The organism is Pseudonocardia charpentierae (genome assembly GCF_031845345.1).
GTDB classification, from domain to species: domain Bacteria; phylum Actinomycetota; class Actinomycetes; order Mycobacteriales; family Pseudonocardiaceae; genus Pseudonocardia; species Pseudonocardia charpentierae.
The window spans coordinates 130,206-151,111 of the sequence record NZ_JAVREJ010000009.1 but is presented as its reverse complement, the minus strand read 5'-3'; the positions used below and the strand labels follow the sequence as shown (position 1 = coordinate 151,111).

Here is a 20,906-nt window from a genome sequence, read left to right as displayed (position 1 = left end):
GGCTCCCCCGGCCATCGCCCTCCCCGAGCGGGCGTGTCGAGACCCGGACTGGTCCCGCGCCGGGTCGGCCGGCCGACCGACCCGTCCCGATGAGAAGGTCCGACGGTCCCTCGATGAGTCCGACGCTCCCCCTGCACGCACCTTCCTTCTCCGTGCCCGTCATCCACCGCGGACAGAGCACACCTCGGCTCGCGACGATCGCAAACCGTCGGCCCCGCGTGTCACAGTGCGGCCGGACGTCATCGGCAACCGCCGTGTCGAACAAGAGTCGGGGGACGTGGGCGTGACCAGCACCGAAACCAGAGACTCCTGGTCGGACCGACTGAGCCCGCGCAACTGGCCGCTGGTCTGGAAGCTGGTGGCCGTCGGGCTGGTGCCCGCGCTGCTCGCGATCGTGCTCGGGGTCCTGCGCGTCGCGGACCAGGCCCAGTCGGCGTCGGAGCTGGGATCGGCGAACCGTCTCCTCGAGGTGCGCGGCGAGGTGGCCGACGCGGCCACCGCCCTGCGCACCGAACGCGACCGTGCCGTCGTCTTCGTCGCCGAGCGGCGTCTGGGGAACCGCGGCTCGCTCACGGACGCCATCGGCGGCGCGGACCGGGCGATCGACGACGCCCGCTCCGGGATCGCCGCCGCGAACGGCCTCGACGCGGCCACCCGCTCGGCCGTCGAGCAGGCCGACGGCGGCTTCGCCCAGCTCTCGGTGCTGCGCGCGGACGTCACGGGGTCGGCCCCGCTGCTCGCCGCGCAGGTCGTCCAGCGCTACACCGCCGTCATCGCCCGCGCCGACGTCCTGGACCGTGCGCTGCTGCGACAGGTCCGCACCCCCGGGGTCGCCGGGCTCAGCGACGCGTTGACGGCGGCCACCGCGGCATCCGAGGCGCTCGCCCTGCAGCACACCGTCCTCGGCGCCGCGCTGCGGACCGGCGCGGTGACTCCCGAGGACCGGGCCGCGGTGGGCGTCACGGACAACGCCTTCGTCTCCGCGCTGACCGAGTACCAGGTGTCACTGCCGCCGTCCCAGACTCCCCTGAACTTCGTCACCGCTCCGGCGAACGCGCAGCGCGACGCCGTCAAGACCGCGATCCTCAACGCCCCGGTGCCGGGACCGATCCCGGTCACCCCCCAGGTGTGGGACGACGCGGTCGAGCAGGCGAACGGCGTGGTCACCCAGGCGGGCACCGAGGTGCGGACGGCGCTGGCCGCCGCCGGCGCGACGGCCGAAGACCGGTCGAGCAACCTCGCCGGCGTCAACTCCGTGATCCTCATGCTCGGCCTGCTGCTCGCCGCGACGATCGTCGTGCTGGTGGTGCGGGCACTGACCCGCTCGCTGCGGGTGCTGCGGACCTCGGCGCTCGACGTCGCGCAGCGCCGGCTGCCGCAGGCGGTGGAGGCCATGCGGTCGGGCGGCGCGCCCGACGTCAACGTCGAACCCGTTCCGCTGCACACCCGCGACGAGGTCGGGCAGGTGGCGCGCGCGTTCGACACCGTGCACGGGCAGGCCCTGCGGCTCGCCGCGGACCAGGCGGCGCTGCAGAGCAACGTCAGCAGCATGTTCGTCAACCTGTCGCGGCGCAGCCAGGCGCTCGTCGAGCGGCAGCTTCAGCTGATCGAGCAGCTGGAGAGCAACGAGCAGGACCCGGACCAGCTGTCCAACCTCTTCCAGCTCGACCACCTCGCCACCCGTATGCGGCGCAACAGCGAGAACCTCCTCGTGCTCGCCGGCACGGACCTCGCCAAGCGGAACGTGGCTCCCGTGCCGCTGGTCGACGTGCAGCGCGCCGCGGTGTCGGAGATCGAGCAGTACCAGCGGATCGTCGTCCAGGCACCGCCCCAGGCCACGGTCGTCGGGCGCGCCACCAGCGACGTCATCCACCTGCTGGCCGAGCTGCTCGACAACGCCACGAACTTCTCCCCGCCCGATTCCCAGGTCGTCATGTCCAGCCTTCGCGCGCAGGACGGCTCGATCGTGGTGGAGATCGCCGACTCGGGCGTGGGGATGGCGGACCACGAGCTCGCCGACGCGAACCGGCGGCTGGGCACGCCGTCAGCCGTCGACGTCTCCGCCTCGCGGCGGATGGGTCTGTTCGTGGTGGGGCGCCTCGGGGCGCGGCACGGCATCACGGTGCATCTCGGCGGCGCGCCCATGGGCGGCCCCGGCGGCGGGCTGACGGCGTCGGTGACGCTGCCGGCGCACCTCGTGATGGTCAGCGGCGACGTCGAGCCCGGCCCGATGCGGCGTTCCTCCCCCGTCGGCGCAGCCCAGTTCACCCCGAACGGCGTCCCGCCGCAGCGTGCGAGCCTGCCGAACCGGCCCATGCCGCACGCCACGCTGGCGATGCCCGCCGACGGTCGGCCGGTCGAGCGGCCCACCGGCCTGAACGGCCTTCCGACCCGGACTCCCGGTTCGGCGCTGAACCGCAATGTCGCCGCGCAGCCGGAGGCGGCGACGGACGGCCCCGACGCCGCCGACCCGATGACCACCGAGCAGCCGGTCACCGCGGATTCCTCGGCGAGCCCGGACGCACTGCCGGCAGGCTCCACACGGCGGGGTCCGGACGACGAGACCGAGGCGACGGAGGCGACAGAGGCGCGTGCCGACACGGCCGACGGCGCCTTCGACCCACACGACACCGACGCCGTTCCGACCGAGGCGGTCCCGATCACCCCGGCCGCCGACGGTCGCGACGCCGGAACTGAGATCGACGGGCGTACCGACGCGGACGACCGGACCGAGGCCCCGTCGTCGACCGGGCACCTCACGGATCTGCAGCGTGCTCGCGCGGAGGCGTTCACGCGGCGCACCCCGGCGGACGCCGCCGTCGGAGCTCGCGCCGACGAGGATTCCGCCGACGCGAGTCGCGGCGATGAACCCGCTGCTCAGGCCGAGGTGGAGCCGGACGCCGGCGAACCGGCGCAGGCCCCGGCCGGAAGTTCCACCGCGTCGTCGGCGGAGCACCAGGCAGCCGACGACGAGACCCAGCCTGCCGACGGCCGGAGCGACGAGGACGAGGCCGGCGAGGTCGCGGCCCGGACGGGCGACGAGGCGGCCGACGCCGCGGACGAGCCCGCCGCGCCGCGCGCCGACGACGGGGCGGTTGCAGGCCGTGGCGTCCGGCCCCGGCCGACTCCCCGACCGGTGCCCGCCGCCGGTCCGAACGGGACCTACCGGGACCTGACGGTGCCCGGCACGCCGTTCGAGACGCATCGCGACGGAGCCCGGCAGAACGGTGTGCCGAACGGCACCCTCCCCACCACGCCGCCTGCGGACGTGCCGGCCGCGACGTCGCAGAACGGACCGCACACCACACCGTTGCCCGTCGTCGCGGAGTCCGACTCCGCACCGGCCGGCCCCGTCCGGAGCGACGAGGAGTTCGGCAACGCCCAGTACGACGGCAACGCCCAGTACGACGGCAACGCCCAGTACGACGGCGACGCCCGGTACGACCCGCGGTACGACGGGGCGGACGAGCAGTACGACGGGTTGGACGCGGCGCCCGCCGCTGCGGACGCGTCCAGCGGCGGACTGTTCGCCGCGAGCGTGCCCTCGATCTCCGAGCCGGAAGGGCTGCCGCGGTCGCGGCGGCCGCTCTCCGAGATGCGCCGCGGGCCGGTCGACGTCACCGAGACCACGCCGATCTTCGCAGAGATCGCGTCGGCCTGGTTCGCCTCCGACCGCCCGATGCCCGTCGACTGGGAGCTGGGTGAACGGCCCGGCGACGAGCTGGTGCCGGCGAACGCGCCGGTCCCGGCCGGACGGCCGGGGTTGCTCGACGGCCCGGAGTTCGCCATGCCTGCACCGTCGACGGAGCCGCCCGGCCAAGCCTTCGCCAGCTCGGCGGACGAGGGATGGCGCGCGGCGAGCGGCGCCGCGGCCGAGCGACCGGACGAGTTGACCGCGGCAGGTCTGCCGAAACGACGCCCGCGTGCCCGGCTCGTTCCGGGCAGTGCAGGATCTGCAGTACTGGCCGCGCCGGCGTCGCCGACGCGCAGCGCCGAAAGCGTCCGCGGTCGGCTCGCCAGTTACCAGCAAGGAGTGCGGCAGGGCCGGGAGATCCGGCTCCGCCGCGACCCAGGGCGCCCCGGTCCCCAGCCGGTGTCGTCCGGAGAGAACGCCGCCACCTCCGGGAGCGGCGTGCACGACGAGGAAAGCCGATGACCGGCCCCGCGGGCCCGGTCCACACCGCACCGGCGGGCAGTAGCCCGGCCCGGTGCAGCAAGGAGGGGGCGTGACGGCACCGCAGACCCAGCCGAGCCGGTTCGGCTGGCTGGTCTCGAACTTCGCCGAGCGTGTACCGGGGGTGGCGCACGCCATCGTCGTGTCGGCGGACGGTCTTCTGCTGACGAGCTCGGACCGCTTGCCCCGCGACCGCGCTGATCAGCTCGCCGCCGTCGCGTCCGGGCTGGTGAGCCTCACCCAGGGTGCGGCGCGCTGCTTCGACGCCGGTGGCGTGGTGCAGACGGTCGTCGAGATGGACCGGGGCATCGTCCTGCTCATGTCGATCAGCGACGGCTCGTGCCTGGCCGTCCTGGCCTCGCCGAGCTGCGACATCGGCCTGATCGGCTACGAGATGACACTGCTGGTCGACCGGGTCGGGCAGCTGCTCACCCCCGAGCTGCGGTCGGAGCTGCAGGGCTCCTTCGGTCCCTGACCACGTGACCGCCGTCCCGCGCCGGATCAAGGCAGGTGAGGTTCGATGACCACCGGTCCCGACGGTGACCGTCGGCCGGAGCCGACGTTCGCCGACGTGATGAACGGTTTCGGTCTCGATTCCGGGCGCCCGGTCCGCCGCAGGTTGTTCGGGCGCCGCCGAGGGGGCGGTGCGGCCGAGGCCGATCCGCGCGATGCGGTACGCCCGGCTGCGCCTGCAGCCCCGGCCCCGGCCCCGGCGGCGGGGTTCGACCGCTACGGCGACCCCGGTCCGGGGGCGGCGACGCCGGTGGCCGGTCCGCCCGACGCCGGGCCCGACGCCTACGATGCTGCGGGCAGCGCGGCGGCGGTCCGGCCGTACACCTGGACGCGGGGCCGGACGAAGTCCGGGCTCGACCTCGCGATCGAGACGTTGGTGTCCACCAGCCCGCGGGGGCGGGCGCAGGCGGCGACGCTGCAGGTGGAGCACCGGGCCGTCGCGGAGCTCTGCGAACAGACCCGTTCCGTCGCCGAGGTGGCCGCGTTGCTGTCGCTGCCTCTCGGGGTGGCGCGGGTCGTGCTCGGAGACATGGCCGGACTCGGTGTGGTGACTGTGCACCAGACCGCGAGCAGTGCCGGCAGCGCGCCGGACCTCGCACTGATGGAAAGGGTGTTGAGTGGACTCCGTCGGCTCTAGTTACCTGTCTGCGGGTCCGGGGCGTCCCGGTCCCGCGGGCGCTCGCGGGGCCACCACCGGACCGCAGCGGGTCGCCACTGCGGCGACGATCTCGGCCAAGATCGTGGTGGCCGGGGGCTTCGGGGTCGGCAAGACCACGTTCGTCGGGTCGGTCTCGGAGATCATGCCGCTGACCACCGAGGCCGTGATGACCGAGGCCAGCGTGGGGCACGACGACCTGTCGGCCACCCCGAACAAGGTCACCACCACGGTGGCCATGGACTTCGGCCGCGTGACGCTCGACGCCGACCTGATCCTCTATCTCTTCGGCACACCCGGCCAGCACCGTTTCTGGTTCATGTGGGACGACCTGGTGCGCGGCGCCATCGGCGCGGTCGTCCTGGTCGACACCCGCCGGCTCGCCGACTCGTTCGCCGCGATCGACTTCTTCGAGGACCGCGGCCTGCCCTACGTCGTCGGCATCAACTGCTTCGACGGCAAGCTGATGCACCGGCCCGACGACGTCCGCGAGGCGATGTCGATCGACCCGTCGATCCCGATGGTCAGCTGTGACGCCCGCGACCGCGAGTCGGTGAAGCAGACCCTCATCGCGCTGGTCGAGCACGCGATGCGGCACCGGATGTCGGCCCGGGCCCTGTAGCCCGGCCGCCCTCCCCCGGGGCGGCGCGTCACTCCTCGACGAGCGCGATCGAGGTGATCCGGTGCAGCGGGACGCGGCGCAGGCCGCCGTCCACGGTGTCGCGGCCCTCGACGACCCCGCCGCCGACGCTCGTCGGCTCCAGCACCTGCTCCCCCGCCACCCCGTGGCCGTCGACGAAGCCGATCCACACGCTGCGCCGCTCGCGGGCGGCGGCGCGGAGGGTCTCGACGGTCGCGCCGCCGGGCCCGCGGCTCCATGCGCGGCCGCCCTCCGTGCTGCGGCGCAGGCCCGCGAGCGCGTCGCCGGCGCGCATCCGCGACACAAGCCCGCGCAGCTGCTCGGGATCCGGTTCCACCGCGCGTGGCGGCCCAGAGCGGCGGCGGGGCGAGATGCGCCGGCCCCGGTCGGTCAGGTCGAGCACCGCTCCACCCTGGTCCTCGGCCGTAGGGGTGAACCCGGCCTCGCGCAGCCCGTCCATCAGTTCCGCGAGCGGGAGCGGTGAGACCGCGACGGTCGGCGCGATCCGGCGCAGCTCCAGCGAGCCTGCGGCCGGTGCGGCGAGCACCTCGGCGATCAGCACCTCGTCGTCGCTGCGCAGGAACGAGGCCGCCGCGCCGCCGCGGAGCCGCCCGTGCCGGCGCGCGACGTCGTCGACGAGGTAGGTCAGACCCTGCGGGACGGGCGTGGCCGACCGGGTCGCGAACAGGTCGTGCAGCTCCGCAGCGGTGCGCCCGGCGTCCAGCGCCCGCCGGACGGTGGTCTCGGTGAACCGGTAGACGGTCGCCCCGCCCGCCGACTCGACCTCCCCCACGAGGTCCAGTTCCCGCTCCAGCTCGGGCTCGAGCGGACCGGGCGCGACCGCCGTCAGATCGGCCTGCAGGAGGACGTGGTCGACCGGATCGGGCAGGGCGACCCGCAGCGCCGCGGCAGCACGGGCCGGGTCTGCGAGCAGCGTGCGCCCGGGCGTCGACAGCGCGTCCAGCGCGACGACACCCAGCACCGTCGCCTCGGTCAGCGTCCAGCGCACGACCTCGTCGCGCAGCCGCCCGCCTTGCCTGGGCGCCCGCCAGGCCAGCAGGCCGGCCAGCGCGTCGGGCCCACCCACAGCCGTTCCTGCCGGGAGTTCGGCGAGCCCGGCGAGCACCCGGCGGCGGTCGCGGGGCGCCGTCGGGCGGCGTGGACCGTCGGACAGGGCGGCGATCGGTCGTCCGGCGTCGTCGCGGGCGCCGATGAGCCCCGGTACGCGCGGCAGATCGAGCCAGGCGCGGGCCAGCACGGCCCACTTCTGCTCGGGTCCCCCGGCGGCCCAGACGTCGGCCCCGGTCGTCGGAACCCACTCGGGCGCGACACCGTCGCTCTCCCCGACCAGGTCGGCCGCCACCACGATCTCGGCGAGAAGCGCGGCGGTGGTCTCGTCGGCGTCGACCTCGCGGGCCACGCGCCGCAGTTCCCGCACACCGAGGCCGCCGGACCGCAGTGCCGGCGGCGGGGAGGTACCCCAGAAGGCCACGAGCTGCTCGGCCTGGCGCAACGCGCGCAGCGCGGCTCCTGCAGCCGTACCGTCGACGGTGTCGACGCCGCGGTCGGTCGTCGCGAGGTCCGACGGGTCGAGCGTCAGGCCGCCCAGCGGTCGGTCGCCCCGCAGCGCGAGCCCGACCTGGCGGGGCAGCTCGACGGTGTCGGCGTCGACGCGCACGAGCAAGCCGCGGGTCAGCAGGCGGGAGACGGGGCTCGCCGGGTCCGCACCGCCCCGGCTGCGCCCGACCGGTGGTCCGACCGCCAGCGTCTCGAGCACGCGCCGCTCGTCGGGGTCGACGGCGGCGAGCAGGTGCGGCAGGTCCGACGAGGCGGCCACTCCGGCCGCGGGCCTGCCGAGCCCGCCGGGGAAGCGGGACACGACGTCGCGGACGGCCGGCACGAGCGCGACGCCGCCGCCGCAGTCCCAGATCAGCGCCCGGGCCCGCAGGGTCGCCAGCGCCACGTCGAGGGCCGCGCGGGGCAGGTCCGGACCGAGCAGCCGGGCGATCTCCGCGACCGGCACCGGCTCGGAGTCCGCATCCGCCACGACGAGGGCCTCGACGACGTGCAGGGCGACGGTGTCGAGGTCGTCGCACGCCCGGTGCACCGAGGCACGGATGCCGGCCCGGGTGGCCAGCACGGTCAGGTCGGCGGGCGGGGGCACGGCGAGGTCCGACCGGAGCCGGAGGAGGTCGGCCAGCGTGTCGTCGTCCTGGGCACGCAGCCAGTCGACCAGCGGGGTGAGCATCGGCCTCCACGGTAGTCGCCGGTCCGGAACCCCCACGCGAGGTCGGCATACGGGATACTGCTGCCACACGCAGTTCGACATCCGGAGGAGACCGTGGCCAAGCCCATTCCTGAAGACCGCCGCGACCCGGCGTGGCCGCAGCTGCCGCCCGGCGAGCACCCGGTCACGGAACTGACCTCGGACGTCCAGGGCAACCTCTCCCCCTTCGGGGAGCTGGAGTTCCCGCTGCAGGACGTGCCTTACATCCACCCCCACACCGAGGTGAACCGGTAGCCGCTGCGGGGCTGCTGCTGGCCGCCGGCGCAGGGCGCCGGATGGGCCGGCCGAAGGCGCTCGTCGAGCTCGCCGGCGAGCCGCTGATCGTCCGCGCGTTGCGCACGCTCGCCGAGGGTGGCGCGACGCCGGTCGTCGTCGTGCTCGGGGCCCGGGCCGACGACGTCCGCGCGCTGCTGCCGGCCGGGGTGTCGGCGGTCGAGGCACCGGACTGGCACGAGGGAATGGGCGCGTCGCTGCGCGCCGGGCTCGCGGCGCTGGACGGCTCCGGCTCCGGCTTCGGCACTGACGCTGTGGTCGTGCACCTCGTCGACCTGCCCGGGGTGCCGGCGGCCGCCGTCGTCCGACTGGCGGCCGTCGCCGGCCGCGACGTGCTGGCGCGCGCGGCGTACGGAGGCCGGCCGGGCCACCCGGTGCTGCTCGGGCGCGCGCACTGGCCGGGCGTGCGGAAGGCGGCGGTGGGCGACGCGGGGGCGCGCGGCTACCTGGCCGGTCGACAGGACGTCGTGCTGGTGGAGTGCGGCGACCTCGCCGATCCGGACGACGTCGACACCCCGGAGCAGCTGGCGGCCTTCCGCGAACGCAGGCGTCGCTCCTGAGCCGGAGCGGGCCGGCCGTCGGCTACCGGGCCAGCTTGATGATCTGGCCGACCGTGAGGACGTTCGGGTTGTCGAGATCCGGGTTGAGGGCGTGCAGCTGCTTCCAGCCGCCGGCGCCGTTGGCCGCCGCGATCTTCGCGAGGGTGTCGCCCGGCTTCACCGCGACCGTGCTGCCGCCCCCGGTCGGCGCGGCCTTCTTGGCGGTGGTCGACGTGACCTTCTCGGCGATGGATTGCGTGGCCTCGGGGGCCTTCTTCGCCTTCTTGGCGATCGGCTCGGGCGTGCCGCGGAGCCCGAGCTTGCGGGAGCAGGCGGGCCAGGCGCCCCAGCCCTGCTTGGCGAGGACCCGCTCGGCCACGACGATCTGCTCCTCGCGGCTCGCGTGGTGCGCCGCACCCGTGCCGCCGAAAGCGCGCCATGTGCTGGGGGTGAACTGCAGACCGCCGCTGAAGCCGTTACCGGTGTTGATCGACCAGTTGCCCGTGCTCTCGCACTGGGCGAGCTTGTCCCAGGCGGTGCCGGCGCCGGTGTCGGCCGAGGCGACGGGAGCGGCGGCCAGCGGAGCGCCGATGACAGCGCCGGCGATGGCCGTGCGCGCGAGGTTCCGACCGGTGGTGCTCGGTGCACGGTGACGACCGCGGTAGCGCGCCATGGCAAGCCTCCAGCACGACGCTCGCGGACTCGCCCGGGGAGTGGGCGATGGGGCGCCGCTGTGGCGCACCGGGTCCGTTCCTGTCCGAGCTCGTGTCGGGATCGGGGAGCCGGAACCACCGGACAGGACGGGGAGCGCTGCGGTTCCGGGATCGTCAGGCGGGGAGTCCTTTCGATCGCGGGCACGCTACGACGATCACGGGCCGGAGCGAAACCTGGACGAGACCGGGCCGAGACCGGGTGACGGCCCCGGCGACCCCTCGACATCACCATCGGCGCTGCTCACGCCCCGTCACCGACAACCGGATCGGGTGTCACTCCGTTGCGTGAGTGTGACGAAGGTCACTCATTCTGGCCGACCGGCGATGGTTGAACACGACGCCGTAGGGTCGGTCGCGTGGAGCTGACCCACGTCGACCGAGCGGGTGCTGCGCGGATGGTGGACGTCTCGGAGAAGGAGGCCACCGCGCGCACCGCCGTGGCCACGGGCGTGCTGCGCACCACGCCGGAGGTCGTCGCGCTCTTGAAGCGCGACGGGCTGCCGAAGGGCGACGCGCTGGCCACCGCCCGCATCGCTGGGATCATGGGCGCCAAGCGCACTCCGGACCTGGTCCCGCTGTGTCACCCGGTCGCCCTCTCGGGCGTCACGGTCGACCTGGAACCCGGCGACGCGGAGGTGCGCATCCGCGCCACGGTCCGCACCACGGACCGGACCGGGGTGGAGATGGAGGCGCTGACCGCCGTCGCCGTCGCCGGGCTGACCCTGCACGACATGGTCAAGGCGGTCGACCCCGCCGCCGAGCTGGACGCCGTGCGCGTCGAGCGCAAGGAGGGCGGCAAGACCGGCACGTGGGTCCGACCGGTGGACCGCGCATGAGCGGTCACACGGCCCGCGTGATCACGGCGTCCAACCGGGCCTCCGCCGGTGTCTACGCCGACCGCGGCGGCCCCGTGATCGTCGCGTGGCTGCGCGAGCGGGGCTACGACTGCCCGGACGCCGCTGTGGTCCCCGACGGCGAACCGGTGGGCGAGGCGCTGCGCGCCGCGGTCGCCGACGGCACCGACGTGGTGATCACCACCGGGGGTACCGGCATCTCGCCCACCGACGCCACGCCGGAGGTCACCCGGGCCCTGCTCGACTACGAGGTGCCCGGGCTCGCCGACGCGATCCGCGCCGCCGGGGCGCCGACCGTGCCCACGGCAGTGCTCTCACGGGGCCTGTCGGGCGTCGTGGGCCGCACGCTGGTGGTCAACCTGCCCGGGTCGACCGGCGGCGTCCGCGACGGGCTGACGGTGCTCGACGGCGTGCTCGACCACGCCGTCGACCAGCTCCGAGGAGGCGACCACCGATGACGGAGCACCCGACCGGTGCGGTCGTACGCCGTGCCGCCGTGGGAACCGATCCGCTCGACGTGGCCGAACACGCCGAACTGGTCGACGACCCGGCCGCCGGCGCCGTCGTGACCTTCGCGGGCGTGGTGCGCGACCACGACGGTGGCCGTGCCGTGCGCGGTCTGGAGTACACCGCCCATCCCACGGCCGCCGCCGTGGTCGCCAAGGTGGCCGCCGAGGTCGCCGCCCGCGCGCCCGGCGTGCGGGCACTGGCGGTGAGCCACCGGGTGGGCGTCCTCGACATCGGCGAGATCGCGCTCGCCTGCGCCGTGTCCGCCGACCACCGTCAGGCGGCCTTCTCGACCTGCGCGGAACTCGTCGACGAGATCAAGCGGGCGCTGCCGGTGTGGAAGCACCAGCAGTTCACCGACGGCACGGACGAGTGGGTCAACTCGACCTGACCCGGCCGGGCCGGGCCGGGCTCAGACCTTCAGGCCCCTGCCGACCTTGAGCACGTGCGCGTTCGACAGACCGTTGGCGGAGACCAGCGCCGCCACGGTGGTGCCGTGCGCCTTGGCGATCTTGCTGAGGGTGTCGCCGCGCTTGACGACGTAGCTGCCGCCGGACTTCCCGGACGACTTCGCCGACGACTTGGCGGGGGCCGAGGCCTTCTTCGCCGACGGGGCGGCCTTCTTGCCGGGCTCCGCGGCGATGCCGTGCAGGCCCATCTTGCGGGAGCAGGCCGGCCAGGCGTTCCAGCCCTGAGCGGCGAGGGTGCGCTCGGCGACGGCGATCTGCTCGGACTTGCTCGCCTGGTGCGGCATACCCGAGCCGCCGAAGGCGCGCCAGGTGGTGGCGTTGAACTGGATGCCGCCGTAGTAGCCGTTACCGCTGTTGATCTTCCAGTTGCCGCCGCTCTCGCACTGGGCGAGCTTGTCCCACGCGGACTCGGGGGCGGCACTGGCCGTGCCGGCCAGCGCGAGCGGAACACCGGTGGCCACGGCGCCCACGACGGCCAGCCGCAGCAGACTTCGGCCCGTGGAAGTGTGGGATCGGGAGCTCATCTTCAGTTCTCCTTGTGCACAGACCGTCGTTTATCCGTCCGTGATCCGGGGATTCACGCAGCAGATCGTGGGGATCGGGGTCAGTCGGGTTCAGCGCGTCGGGGTCGTCTGTTCTCGGACGTTCGGGGAGGAACGACCGAGGAGAACGCTACGGATCGCCACCCGCATATCGTCAAACGGCCTTATGGGTGAGTGTCGTCACGTAACGGTTCAATTACCCGAATGGTGTTGACGTTTTCGCAGGTCATCCGCCGTGCGATCACGCAACGATCACGTGCAATCGAATACTGCCGATCCGGAAATGTTCGCGAATTCGTCACAGATCACGAGTGCACACTGTCGTTGCTCGACTACCCAGCGTCATCCACCCGCACTGGCATCGACGGCCTCGGACGGTCATGCTGGGTTCGTGGACGATCGCACCGGCTCCCCCACCGCGCTCGTCGCCGCCCTGGCGTCCACCGGCTACCTCGCCGACGACGACGTGGCGACCGCGGCGTTCCTCGCGCTGAAGATGCACCGTCCGCTGTTCTGCGAGGGCGAGCCCGGCACGGGGAAGACGGCGCTCGCGCAGGCGCTCGCCACGGTCCTGGACGTCGAGCTGATCCGGCTGCAGTGCCACGAGGGCATCGACGCCTCCCAGGCCCTCTACGACTGGGACTTCCCACGGCAGCTCCTGCACCTGCGCGCGCTCGAGGCCACGGGTGGCGCCGGCAGCACGGACGACGTCGAGGCCTCCCTCTACGACCGGCGCTTCCTGCTGGCCCGGCCGATCCTGCGGGCGCTGCAGAGCCCGGGCGCAGTGCTGCTCGTCGACGAGATCGACCGCGCGGACGACGAGTTCGAGGCGTTCCTGCTCGAGGTGCTCACCGAGCACGCCGTGTCGATCCCCGAGCTGGGCGAGGTGCGCGCCGTCGTCCCGCCGGTCGTCGTCCTCACCTCGAACCGCACCCGGGAGGTGCACGACGCGCTCAAGCGCCGGTGCCTCTACCTGTGGCTGGACCACCCGGACGTCGCCCGGGAGATCGAGATCCTGCACGCGCGGATCCCCGGGCTGCCCGAGCGGCTGGCCGCCGAGGTCGCCGCGGCCGCCCACCGGTTGCGCGCGGCGGACCTGCTCAAGCCCCCCGGCGTGGCGGAGTCGCTCGACTGGGCACGGGCCCTGCAGCTCGTCGGCGCCCGCCACCTCGACATCGACTCCGCCGCGGCGACGCTGGGGGCCGTGCTCAAGTACCGCGAAGACGCCGACCGCGTCCGCGCCCGGCTCGAGACCCTCCTGGCGTCGTGACGCTCCCGGAGCGTCAGGAAGGCCACCTTCAGGACGGCAGGCGCCATGAAGGTGGCCTTCCTGACAGCGGCGCTCCCGACCCCGTCCGGGGTCTGGTCGGCTTCACGGCCGTGCTGCGCCACGCCGGACTGCCGATCACGACCGAGCGGGTCACGGCGTTCCTGACCGCCGTCGACGCCCTGGGCACCGGGCGTGGCCAGGTGTACGGAGCCGGCCTGCACACCCTGTGCGCCGACCCCGACGACCTGCCGCGCTACGAGCGGGCGTTCGTCGACTGGTTCGACGGCGACCCGCGGGTGCGCCGGGTGCCGACCGCCGCCCGGCCCCGGCCCCGGCTGTCCACGTTGCTCGCCGGCGAGGCGAGCGGCGACTCCGACGGCCGCGACAGCGGTCCGGAGGTGCGGGCCAGCGCCTCGGGCAACGAGGTGCTGCGCCACCACGACCTCGGCGAGCTCTCGCTCACCGAGCGCGCGCACCTGCGTGCGCTGCTCGGGCTGCTGCGCCCCACCCCGCCGACCCGGCCGTCGCGGCGCCGGACCCCCGCGCGGCGCGGTGGCGCCGACCCACGGCGCACGCTGCGCGCGGCACTGCGCACCGACGGCGAGCTGTGCGTGCTGGCCCGCCGGGACCGGTCCCGGCGGCCGCGGAAGGTCGTGCTGCTGATCGACGTGTCCGGCTCGATGGAGCCCTACGCCGACGCGCTGCTGCGCTTCGCGCACGTCGTCGTGCGCCAGGCACCCGCGTCGACGGAGGTGTTCACCCTCGGCACCCGCCTCACCCGGGTGACGCGCGAGCTGCGGCTGCGCGACCCGGAGCACGCGCTGGCCGCGGCGGGGCGGGCCATCCCGGACTGGTCGGGCGGCACCCGGCTGGGCGAGGTGCTGGCGGCGTTCGTCGACCGCTGGGGGCGTCGGGGTGCTGCGCGCCGGGCCGTGGTCGTGGTCTTCTCCGACGGCTGGGAGCGCGGCGACACCGCCCTGCTCGGCACTCAGCTGGCCCGGCTCCGCCGGTTGACCCACCGGCTCATCTGGGTGAACCCGCACGTCGGCAAGGCCGGCTACGCCCCCGTGCAGGGCGGGATCGTCGCCGCCCTGCCGCATCTGGACGAACTGCTGGCCGGGCACAGCCTGGCCACCTTGGAGAATCTGCTCGAGGTGATGGCACGTGCGTGACGTCGTGGAGAAGCTCGCCCGCTGGTGGTCCGACGACCGGCCCGCGGCACTGGCCACCGTGGTCGGCACCTACCGTTCGGCCCCTCGCCAGCCCGGCGCGTCGATGCTCGTCGGCCCGGACGGCGAGGCCGTCGGCAGCGTGTCGGGCGGTTGCGTCGAAGGCGCGGTCTACGAGCTCGGGCAGCAGGTCCGCGACGACGGGCGCCCGGTGCTGCAGCGCTACGGCGTCTCCGACGACGACGCCTTCGCCGTGGGCCTGACCTGCGGCGGCATCATCGACCTGTTCGTCGAGAAGGTGGACCGGGAGACCTTCCCCCAGCTCGGCGACGTGGCCGAGGCGATCGCGAAGGAGCAGCCCGTCGCGGTCGCCACGGTCGTCTCCGGGCCGCCGGAGCGTCTCGGCGGTCGGCTCGTGGTGTGGCCGGACCGGGTCGACGGCACCACCGGCTCGGCGCGTCTTGACGACGCGCTCCGCGACGACGTCCGAGGGCTGCTCGACGCGGGCCGCAACGCGACGCTGCACTACGGCGTCGACGGGCAGCGCCGGGGTGAAGGCCTCGACGTCTTCGTCGAGTCGTTCGCCCCGCCGCCGCGGATGATCGTGTTCGGCGCGATCGACTTCGCCGCCGCCGTGGCCAAGATCGGTTCCTTCCTCGGCTTCCGGGTCACGGTCTGCGACGCACGCCCGATCTTCGCCACCGCGTCGCGGTTCCCCGGCGCACACGAGGTCGTCGTCGAGTGGCCGCACCGGTATCTCGCCGCGGAGGCGGAGGCCGGGCGGATCGACGGGCGCACGGCGCTGTGCGTGCTGACCCACGACCCCAAGTTCGACGTCCCGTTGCTGGAGGTCGCGCTGCGTCTGCCCGCGGTGGCCTACATCGGTGCGATGGGGTCCCGGCGCACCCACGACGACCGGCGTGCGCGCCTGCTCGAACGCGGCATCACCGCGGCGGAGCTGGCCCGGATGAGCAGCCCGATCGGGCTCGACCTCGGGGCGCGGACCCCCGAGGAGACGGCGGTGTCGATCGCCGCGGAACTGATCGCGACGCACTGGGGCGGTGCGGGCGTGCGGCTCGCGGACCGGGAAGGGCCGATCCACACGGGCTGAGCGGCGGTCGGACCCACCCGTTCGGACAGGGTCCTCCCGTCCCCGCGAGGGGCCCCGCCGCGGGCACCGCCGACTACCGTCCGACCCGGTGAGGGGAGGACGGATGCGACCTCCGACCGTGCCGTGCCCGACGGGCCGTGGCCCCAGCCGTCCGGGCCGTCCGCGAACGGCTCCGGGGCGCCCGTGTTGTTGTAGCGTGCAGGACACCGTCCGGAACGAAGGCCAGCACCGGACGCCCTCGGACGACGCGGTACGGGAGGGCACTGTGGTCCTCGTCGGCGACGTACGCGAGTCGGATCGGGCGAACGCGACCTTCGCCGCGGTCCGCCGGGTGGGCGACTCCGTCCTGCTGCTGGGTGCGCGCGACGCCCCCGAGCCCCGCGCGGCCGAGGCGCCACCGCTGCGTCTCTCGAAGTTCCACGCCCCGGAGATCGTGTTCGGGCCCGACTCCGTGCAGGAGGCCGCCCACGCGGCCGTCCGCCTGGGCGCGCGCCGCCCGTTCGTCGTCACCGATCCCGGACTGCTCGAGGCGGGGTGGCCGAGCGACCTGCTGACGCACCTGCGCGCGACGGGGCTCGCCCCGGAGCTGTGGTTCGACGTCACGCCGAACCCGAAGGACCACGAGATCGAGGCCGGGTTCGCCCGGTACGTCGAGGCCGGCTGCGACGTCGTCCTCGGCATCGGCGGCGGGTCGGTGATGGACGCGGCGAAGGGCGTCGCGCTGCTCGCGGCCAACGGCGGGCGGATCCACGACTACGAGGGCATCGACCGCATCGAGCACCCCATCCCGCCCATGATCATGCTCCCGTCGACCTCGGGCACGGGCGCGGACGTCTCCCAGTTCTGCATCGTCACCGACACGGACCGGCACACGAAGATGACCATCATGGGCCGGGCCCTCGTCCCGGACGTGTCGGTGATCGACCCCCGGCTGCTGACGACGATGCCGGACGACCTCAACGCGGCCACCGGCCTGGACGCGCTGACGCACGGCATCGAGGCCTTCGTCTCGCTCGCCCACGGCCCGCTGACCGACCACCACGCGCTGCAGGCGATCTCGCTCGTGCACGCCAATCTGGTGCGCACGATGATGCGGCCGAACGACGCCGCCGCCCGCTGCGCGATGGCGCAGGCGGCGCTGGAGGCAGGGCTGGCCTTCACCAACGCGATCCTGGGCGCCACGCACGCGATGAGCCACCAGGCCGGCGGGATGCTCGACCTGCCGCACGGCGTGGTCAACGGCGTGCTGCTCCCGCACGTCATCCGGTTCAACGGCGCCGCGGTGCCCGAGCGGTTCGTCCCGATCGCGCAGGCCATGGGGCTGAGCGACGTCGCGGGCGCCCCCGCGGAGGAGGCCGTCGAACGGGTCGCGGAGGAGGTGCGCCGGCTCGGCGACGAGGTCGGGGTGCCGAAGGGACTCGGCGACCTGGGCGTGACCGATGCCGACATCCCCCGGCTGGCGCACCTCACGCTCAGCGACGCCTGCCTGACCACGAACCCGCGCCCGGCGTCGGTGGCCGAGGTCGCCGCGCTGTTCCGGACGGCGATGTAGTGACCACCCCCAAGGCCGCGTCATGGCCGCCGCGCCGGGTGCGGTCGTCGCGTCCACCGGACCTCGACGCCCTCACCGGCCTGCGCTCGGGGAAGCCGCACTACTTCCCCGAGCACCGCACCTACGCGGAGCGGCTGCGCCGGGTGATCTCGGCGCTGGAGCGGATCTCAGCGGCGCTGATGCGCACCACCGAGGGATCCGAGGCGCTGGTCCGGGCCGTCGTCGAGGCTGCGGCCGAGCACCTGTCCGCCGACTGGGTGCTGTTCGCCCTCGTCGACGGCGAGCTCACCGAAGCCCGCCCCCGCCACCTGGTGCGCGGACCGGACGGCGCGGAGTGGACCGACGTCCGGAAAGTGCCCGACGGGGTCCGCGAGCACCTGCTGGCCGTCGTCCACGGCGCCGCGGACGACGACGGCGGCCACGACGCCGAGGCGCACCGGCGGCACGTGCACGTTCCGGTGAAGCTCGACGGACGGGTGGTCGGCGGGTTCGTCGCCTGGACCCCGCCGAGCCGGGAGGTCGACGAGACCGACCGCTCGGTGCTCGGCATCCTGGCGGGCCAGACCGCCGCGGCACTGCAGAACTGCGCCCTGCTGGACCACTCCGCGCGGCTGCTCGCCCGGAGCACCCGTCAGGCCGACGACCTGGCCAAGCGCCACACCGAGCTGCAGGCCACCCAGGCCGAGCTGGGTGCGGCCCGCCAGCGCGAGGTGCTCGACTCCGAACGTCACCGGATCGCCCGCGAGCTGCACGACAGCGTCACCCAGTACGCGCTGTCCGCGGGCATGCACATCGAGCTGGCCCGCACGGAGGTCGCCGACCCCCGGCTGCGCGGCCACCTCGACACCGCCAAGGACCTCACGCGCCGGGCCGTCGAACAGCTGCGATCCGCGATCTACGCGCTGCACCACGGCGAGGGCGAGGCCGACGAAGACCTGCCGTCGATGCTGCGCAGGCTCTCGGGCGTGCACATGCCGGACGAGCTGCGGGTCGAGGTGCGCATCGGCGGCGAGCCGGTGCCGCTCCCCGCGGAGTGCGAGCAGTCGCTGTTCCGGATCGCCGGCGAGGCGCTGTTCAACACCGCGGTGCACGCCGACGCGAGCCGGGCCGTCGTGCGGCTGGCCTACGGCGGCGGCCGGGTCCGGCTGACGATCTCCGACGACGGTACCGGGAGCCCCGAGGAGGTGCGCCGCAACCTGCGGGCGGCGAGCGTCTCGTGCCGGTCGGGCGAGCACCGCGGGCTGGTCAACATGGCGGCCCGGGCGCGCGAGCTCGGCGGGACGTTGACCTTCCGTCGGGCACGGCTGGGCGGGTTGCAGGTGCAGGTGGACATCCCGGCGCGGGGCGCGCTGACGACGGGGGTGGGGCGATGAGAGCGACGACGGCCAGGACGGCGGGCGGACCGGTCAAGGCTGCGTCGAAGGGTCCTGCGGTCGGGCAGCGGCCACGGCCGGTGCCGACCCGGATCGTGCTCGTCGACGACCACGCGATCATGCGGCAGGGCCTGCGCGCGGTGCTGGAGCGGGAGGCCGACCTGCACGTGGTCGCCGAGGCCGGCTCTCCCGCCGAGGCGGTGGCCGCCGTCGCCGCGGCACGCCCACACGTCGTCCTGCTCGACCTCAAGCTCACCGCAGGCCCGCAGACCGACGGCCTCGACGTGTGCCGGCGGTTGTGCGCGACCCACCCGGGCATCGGGGTGCTGGTGCTCACGACGTTCGCCGAAGACCGCCTGGTGGTGGAGGCGGTGCAGGCCGGTGCCCGCGGATACGTCGTCAAGGACGTCGACACGACCGAGCTGGTGCGGGCCGTGCGGGCCGTCTCGCGCGGGGAGAGCGCGTTCGACGCGCACAGCGCGTCGGCGATGGTGCGGTCGCTCTCGGGCGGGGTGCCCGAGCGTGAGGGGCTGACCGACCGCGAGCTGGACGTGCTGCGGCTGCTCGCGCGGGGGCTGTCCAACAAGGCGATCGGGGCGGAGCTCTTCATCTCCGAGACCACGGTGAAGTTCCACGTCGGCAACCTCATGCGCAAGCTGATGGTGTCGCGCCGCGCGGAAGCGGTGTACGCGGCCACGAAGCTGGGCCTGCTGTAGGAGCGGCGTCTGCCGGGCGCCCTAGGCTCCGGCCGCATGCGGATCTACGCCGAGCGCCCCGGCCGTGCACTGACGCAGCTGGTCGCCGACGTCGCGGTGATCGCCTGGGTCGTCTTCGTCGTGCAGTCCGCGCAGGTCGCACGGGACCTCATACTCCAGCTCCAGACCCCGGCGCGGCGGCTGACCGGGGCGGGCGACGCGATCCGCGGCGCCTTCGACAACGCCGCCACCACCGCGTCGGGCGTGCCCTTCGTCGGCGACGACCTGGCCCGCGCGCTCGGCAGCGGCGGCACGGCGGGCGACTCGTTGGCGTCGTCCGGGCGGGAGATCGCGGCCACCACCGCCAGCGTGGCGATGGCCGTCGCGGCTGCCGTCGTGCTGCTCGGGGTGATCCCGGTCGTCGCGGTGTGGCTGACGCTGCGGGTGCGGTGGATGCGCGCCGCCGCCTCCGCGCGGACCGCGCGCTCGGCCGACCCCGACCTGCTCGCCCTGCAGGCACTGACCCGCCGCTCGACCCGGCAGCTGCTCCGGGTGACACCCGAGCCCGGAGCGGCGTGGCGCCACGGTGACCCGGCGGCGGTGGCCGGGCTCGCCGCCCTCGAGCTCGACGCGCTCGGACTGCGTCCGCGGTCGGTCAGGAGGTGACGACCACCCGGCGGGCGTCGGTCATGACCGGGCGTCCTGCGCCGCCCGACGGGTCGTCCTCGGCCACGCGGATCTCGTAGTCCCCCGGCGGCAGCTCGACGGAGAACGCGTAGGGGGCGAACCGCTGGCCCTCCGCCGTCGACGTCACGCCGGACCGCACGACCGCGCCGTCGCGGCGGACCTCCCACAGCACGGTCGCCTCGAACACCGCCGCCTCCCCCGCCACCCGCACCGGGGAGCGCACGGTCGCCCCCTCCGTCGGGTCGTCGATCCCGACCAGGACCCGTACGCCCAGGGGATCGGCCCGCCCAACGGGGCGCGAGGTGTCGACGCCGTCGCGCCACAGACGCGGAACCTGCTTGCCGCCGACGAGCACCTGCACCGGATCCGCCGTGCCCAACGCACCGGTGACGGTGTAGACGAGCTGCTGGACGGCGACGATGGGATCGGCCGGCACCGCGTCGGTGGCCTCGGTGGTGAGGTCGACGGTGACGACGCCGTCGGTGTGCGTGACCGGTGCCGCGAGCGCGGTGCCGGCGGGCCAGGTGTTGCGGTGCTCCGGCACCGTGCCCGTCGGGGCGGCGAACAGGGCCGTGAGCGCGGCGGTTCCGGCGTCGATGTCGGCAGGCGTCCGGCGGAACTCGCGGGCGAGCCGAGCACCGGCCGGAGTGTCGGTGACGTAGTAGAGCGGTACCGCCCGCCCCACCACTGCCTCCTCCGGCGCCGTGGGCGGGGTCGCGGTCGCCGTCGCGGACGGAGCCGACGGAGCGTCGGGCGGAACAGCCGGAGCTCCGGTCCCGACCGTCGACGCGGTGCAGCCGGCCAGCAGCACGGCTCCGAGTGCACAACCGAGTGCCGTCCCGACCCGGACTCCCCGTCTGGTCCCGCGCAGCGCTGCCATCG

The 20,906-nt window shown here is 74.5% G+C and carries 20 protein-coding genes; 16 read left to right on the top strand and 4 right to left on the bottom strand.

The genetic code is table 11. From position 1 onward, the window contains the following. The first annotated feature begins 283 nt into the window (after nucleotides 1-283). The 4 genes from RM445_RS14885 to RM445_RS14870 all read left to right on the top strand — a co-directional run bounded on the left by RM445_RS14885 (nucleotide 284) and on the right by RM445_RS14870 (nucleotide 5,964). On the top strand, nucleotides 284-4,156 hold the full coding sequence (locus RM445_RS14885; protein ID WP_311556836.1) for a sensor histidine kinase: 3,873 nt from the start codon (nucleotides 284-286) through the stop codon (nucleotides 4,154-4,156). A 70-nt stretch (nucleotides 4,157-4,226) separates the two neighbouring features. Next, a complete protein-coding gene (locus RM445_RS14880; RefSeq protein WP_311556835.1) occupies nucleotides 4,227-4,649 on the top strand; it encodes a roadblock/LC7 domain-containing protein in 423 nt (140 codons plus the stop codon). A gap of 45 nt (nucleotides 4,650-4,694) precedes the next feature. Next, the gene (locus RM445_RS14875) at nucleotides 4,695-5,324 is read left to right on the top strand and encodes a DUF742 domain-containing protein (RefSeq protein WP_311556834.1); all 630 of its coding nucleotides are present in this window, start codon (nucleotides 4,695-4,697) and stop codon (nucleotides 5,322-5,324) included. 88 nt (nucleotides 5,325-5,412) lie between these two features. Continuing rightward, on the top strand, nucleotides 5,413-5,964 hold the full coding sequence (locus RM445_RS14870; RefSeq protein ID WP_311556908.1) for a GTP-binding protein: 552 nt from the start codon (nucleotides 5,413-5,415) through the stop codon (nucleotides 5,962-5,964). Between the two features lie 28 nt (nucleotides 5,965-5,992). Here the strand turns inward: RM445_RS14870 and RM445_RS14865 are convergent, their stop codons facing one another. Continuing rightward, nucleotides 5,993-8,230: a helicase-associated domain-containing protein gene (locus RM445_RS14865; RefSeq protein WP_311556833.1), complete on the bottom strand. Its 2,238-nt coding sequence runs from the start codon at nucleotides 8,228-8,230 to the stop codon at nucleotides 5,993-5,995. 93 nt (nucleotides 8,231-8,323) lie between these two features. Between RM445_RS14865 and RM445_RS14860 the strand changes: the two genes are divergently transcribed. Together RM445_RS14860 and RM445_RS14855 are read left to right on the top strand one after the other, a co-directional pair. Continuing rightward, on the top strand, nucleotides 8,324-8,503 hold the full coding sequence (locus RM445_RS14860) for a hypothetical protein (RefSeq protein ID WP_311556832.1): 180 nt from the start codon (nucleotides 8,324-8,326) through the stop codon (nucleotides 8,501-8,503). 11 nt (nucleotides 8,504-8,514) lie between these two features. Continuing rightward, a complete protein-coding gene (locus RM445_RS14855; protein ID WP_311556907.1) occupies nucleotides 8,515-9,102 on the top strand; it encodes a nucleotidyltransferase family protein in 588 nt (195 codons plus the stop codon). 22 nt (nucleotides 9,103-9,124) lie between these two features. Here RM445_RS14855 and RM445_RS14850 read toward each other — a convergent pair whose 3' ends face one another. After that, entirely contained in the window at nucleotides 9,125-9,754 is a 630-nt protein-coding gene (locus RM445_RS14850; protein WP_311556831.1) for a LysM peptidoglycan-binding domain-containing protein, read from the bottom strand. A 396-nt stretch (nucleotides 9,755-10,150) separates the two neighbouring features. Between RM445_RS14850 and moaC the strand changes: the two genes are divergently transcribed. The 3 genes from moaC to RM445_RS14835 are packed head-to-tail and all read left to right on the top strand — an operon-like array spanning nucleotide 10,151 to nucleotide 11,546. Continuing rightward, nucleotides 10,151-10,630: a cyclic pyranopterin monophosphate synthase MoaC gene (gene moaC, locus RM445_RS14845; protein ID WP_311556830.1), complete on the top strand. Its 480-nt coding sequence runs from the start codon at nucleotides 10,151-10,153 to the stop codon at nucleotides 10,628-10,630. Continuing rightward, nucleotides 10,627-11,106 carry a MogA/MoaB family molybdenum cofactor biosynthesis protein gene (locus RM445_RS14840; RefSeq protein WP_311556829.1) on the top strand — a complete coding sequence of 160 codons (480 nt, stop codon included), beginning with the start codon at nucleotides 10,627-10,629 and terminating at the stop codon, nucleotides 11,104-11,106. The genes moaC and RM445_RS14840 overlap by 4 nt, the downstream gene beginning before the upstream one ends. Beyond that, the gene (locus RM445_RS14835; RefSeq protein ID WP_311556828.1) at nucleotides 11,103-11,546 is read left to right on the top strand and encodes a molybdenum cofactor biosynthesis protein MoaE; all 444 of its coding nucleotides are present in this window, start codon (nucleotides 11,103-11,105) and stop codon (nucleotides 11,544-11,546) included. The genes RM445_RS14840 and RM445_RS14835 overlap by 4 nt, the downstream gene beginning before the upstream one ends. 21 nt (nucleotides 11,547-11,567) lie before the next feature. On the opposite strand, the gene RM445_RS14830 is transcribed toward RM445_RS14835, so the two are convergent. Further along, the gene (locus RM445_RS14830) at nucleotides 11,568-12,149 is read right to left on the bottom strand and encodes a LysM peptidoglycan-binding domain-containing protein (RefSeq protein ID WP_311556827.1); all 582 of its coding nucleotides are present in this window, start codon (nucleotides 12,147-12,149) and stop codon (nucleotides 11,568-11,570) included. A 409-nt stretch (nucleotides 12,150-12,558) separates the two neighbouring features. Between RM445_RS14830 and RM445_RS14825 the strand changes: the two genes are divergently transcribed. The 7 genes from RM445_RS14825 to RM445_RS14795 all read left to right on the top strand — a co-directional run bounded on the left by RM445_RS14825 (nucleotide 12,559) and on the right by RM445_RS14795 (nucleotide 20,003). Continuing rightward, nucleotides 12,559-13,437 (top strand): AAA family ATPase, encoded by an 879-nt coding sequence (locus tag RM445_RS14825; RefSeq protein WP_311556826.1) that lies wholly within the window; start codon nucleotides 12,559-12,561, stop codon nucleotides 13,435-13,437. 92 nt (nucleotides 13,438-13,529) lie between these two features. Continuing rightward, nucleotides 13,530-14,609 carry a vWA domain-containing protein gene (locus RM445_RS14820; protein ID WP_311556906.1) on the top strand — a complete coding sequence of 360 codons (1,080 nt, stop codon included), beginning with the start codon at nucleotides 13,530-13,532 and terminating at the stop codon, nucleotides 14,607-14,609. After that, the gene (locus tag RM445_RS14815) at nucleotides 14,602-15,717 is read left to right on the top strand and encodes an XdhC/CoxI family protein (RefSeq protein ID WP_311556825.1); all 1,116 of its coding nucleotides are present in this window, start codon (nucleotides 14,602-14,604) and stop codon (nucleotides 15,715-15,717) included. The genes RM445_RS14820 and RM445_RS14815 overlap by 8 nt, the downstream gene beginning before the upstream one ends. Nucleotides 15,718-15,913: 196 nt before the next feature. Next, on the top strand, nucleotides 15,914-17,269 hold the full coding sequence (locus tag RM445_RS14810) for an iron-containing alcohol dehydrogenase (protein ID WP_449619180.1): 1,356 nt from the start codon (nucleotides 15,914-15,916) through the stop codon (nucleotides 17,267-17,269). Then, on the top strand, nucleotides 17,269-18,642 hold the full coding sequence (locus RM445_RS14805; RefSeq protein ID WP_311556824.1) for a MadS family sensor histidine kinase: 1,374 nt from the start codon (nucleotides 17,269-17,271) through the stop codon (nucleotides 18,640-18,642). The genes RM445_RS14810 and RM445_RS14805 overlap by 1 nt, the downstream gene beginning before the upstream one ends. Beyond that, on the top strand, nucleotides 18,639-19,358 hold the full coding sequence (locus RM445_RS14800; RefSeq protein WP_311556823.1) for a MadR family response regulator transcription factor: 720 nt from the start codon (nucleotides 18,639-18,641) through the stop codon (nucleotides 19,356-19,358). The genes RM445_RS14805 and RM445_RS14800 overlap by 4 nt, the downstream gene beginning before the upstream one ends. Nucleotides 19,359-19,394: 36 nt before the next feature. After that, the gene (locus tag RM445_RS14795; RefSeq protein WP_311556822.1) at nucleotides 19,395-20,003 is read left to right on the top strand and encodes a hypothetical protein; all 609 of its coding nucleotides are present in this window, start codon (nucleotides 19,395-19,397) and stop codon (nucleotides 20,001-20,003) included. Here the strand turns inward: RM445_RS14795 and RM445_RS14790 are convergent. Next, a complete protein-coding gene (locus RM445_RS14790) occupies nucleotides 19,993-20,904 on the bottom strand; it encodes a Gmad2 immunoglobulin-like domain-containing protein (RefSeq protein ID WP_311556821.1) in 912 nt (303 codons plus the stop codon). The genes RM445_RS14795 and RM445_RS14790 overlap by 11 nt on opposite strands. Nucleotides 20,905-20,906: the final 2 nt, after the last annotated feature.

What these genes read in the sequence shown, in the direction of transcription:
- RM445_RS14795 (WP_311556822.1), top strand. Translation starts at nt 19,395, where the DNA reads ATGCGGATCTACGCCGAGCGCCCCGGCCGTGCACTGACGCAGCTGGTC.
- RM445_RS14830 (WP_311556827.1), bottom strand. Translation starts at nt 12,149, where the DNA reads ATGAGCTCCCGATCCCACACTTCCACGGGCCGAAGTCTGCTGCGGCTG.
- RM445_RS14835 (WP_311556828.1), top strand. Translation starts at nt 11,103, where the DNA reads ATGACGGAGCACCCGACCGGTGCGGTCGTACGCCGTGCCGCCGTGGGA.
- RM445_RS14840 (WP_311556829.1), top strand. Translation starts at nt 10,627, where the DNA reads ATGAGCGGTCACACGGCCCGCGTGATCACGGCGTCCAACCGGGCCTCC.
- RM445_RS14850 (WP_311556831.1), bottom strand. Translation starts at nt 9,754, where the DNA reads ATGGCGCGCTACCGCGGTCGTCACCGTGCACCGAGCACCACCGGTCGG.
- RM445_RS14800 (WP_311556823.1), top strand. Translation starts at nt 18,639, where the DNA reads ATGAGAGCGACGACGGCCAGGACGGCGGGCGGACCGGTCAAGGCTGCG.
- RM445_RS14865 (WP_311556833.1), bottom strand. Translation starts at nt 8,230, where the DNA reads ATGCTCACCCCGCTGGTCGACTGGCTGCGTGCCCAGGACGACGACACG.
- RM445_RS14790 (WP_311556821.1), bottom strand. Translation starts at nt 20,904, where the DNA reads ATGGCAGCGCTGCGCGGGACCAGACGGGGAGTCCGGGTCGGGACGGCA.
- RM445_RS14875 (WP_311556834.1), top strand. Translation starts at nt 4,695, where the DNA reads ATGACCACCGGTCCCGACGGTGACCGTCGGCCGGAGCCGACGTTCGCC.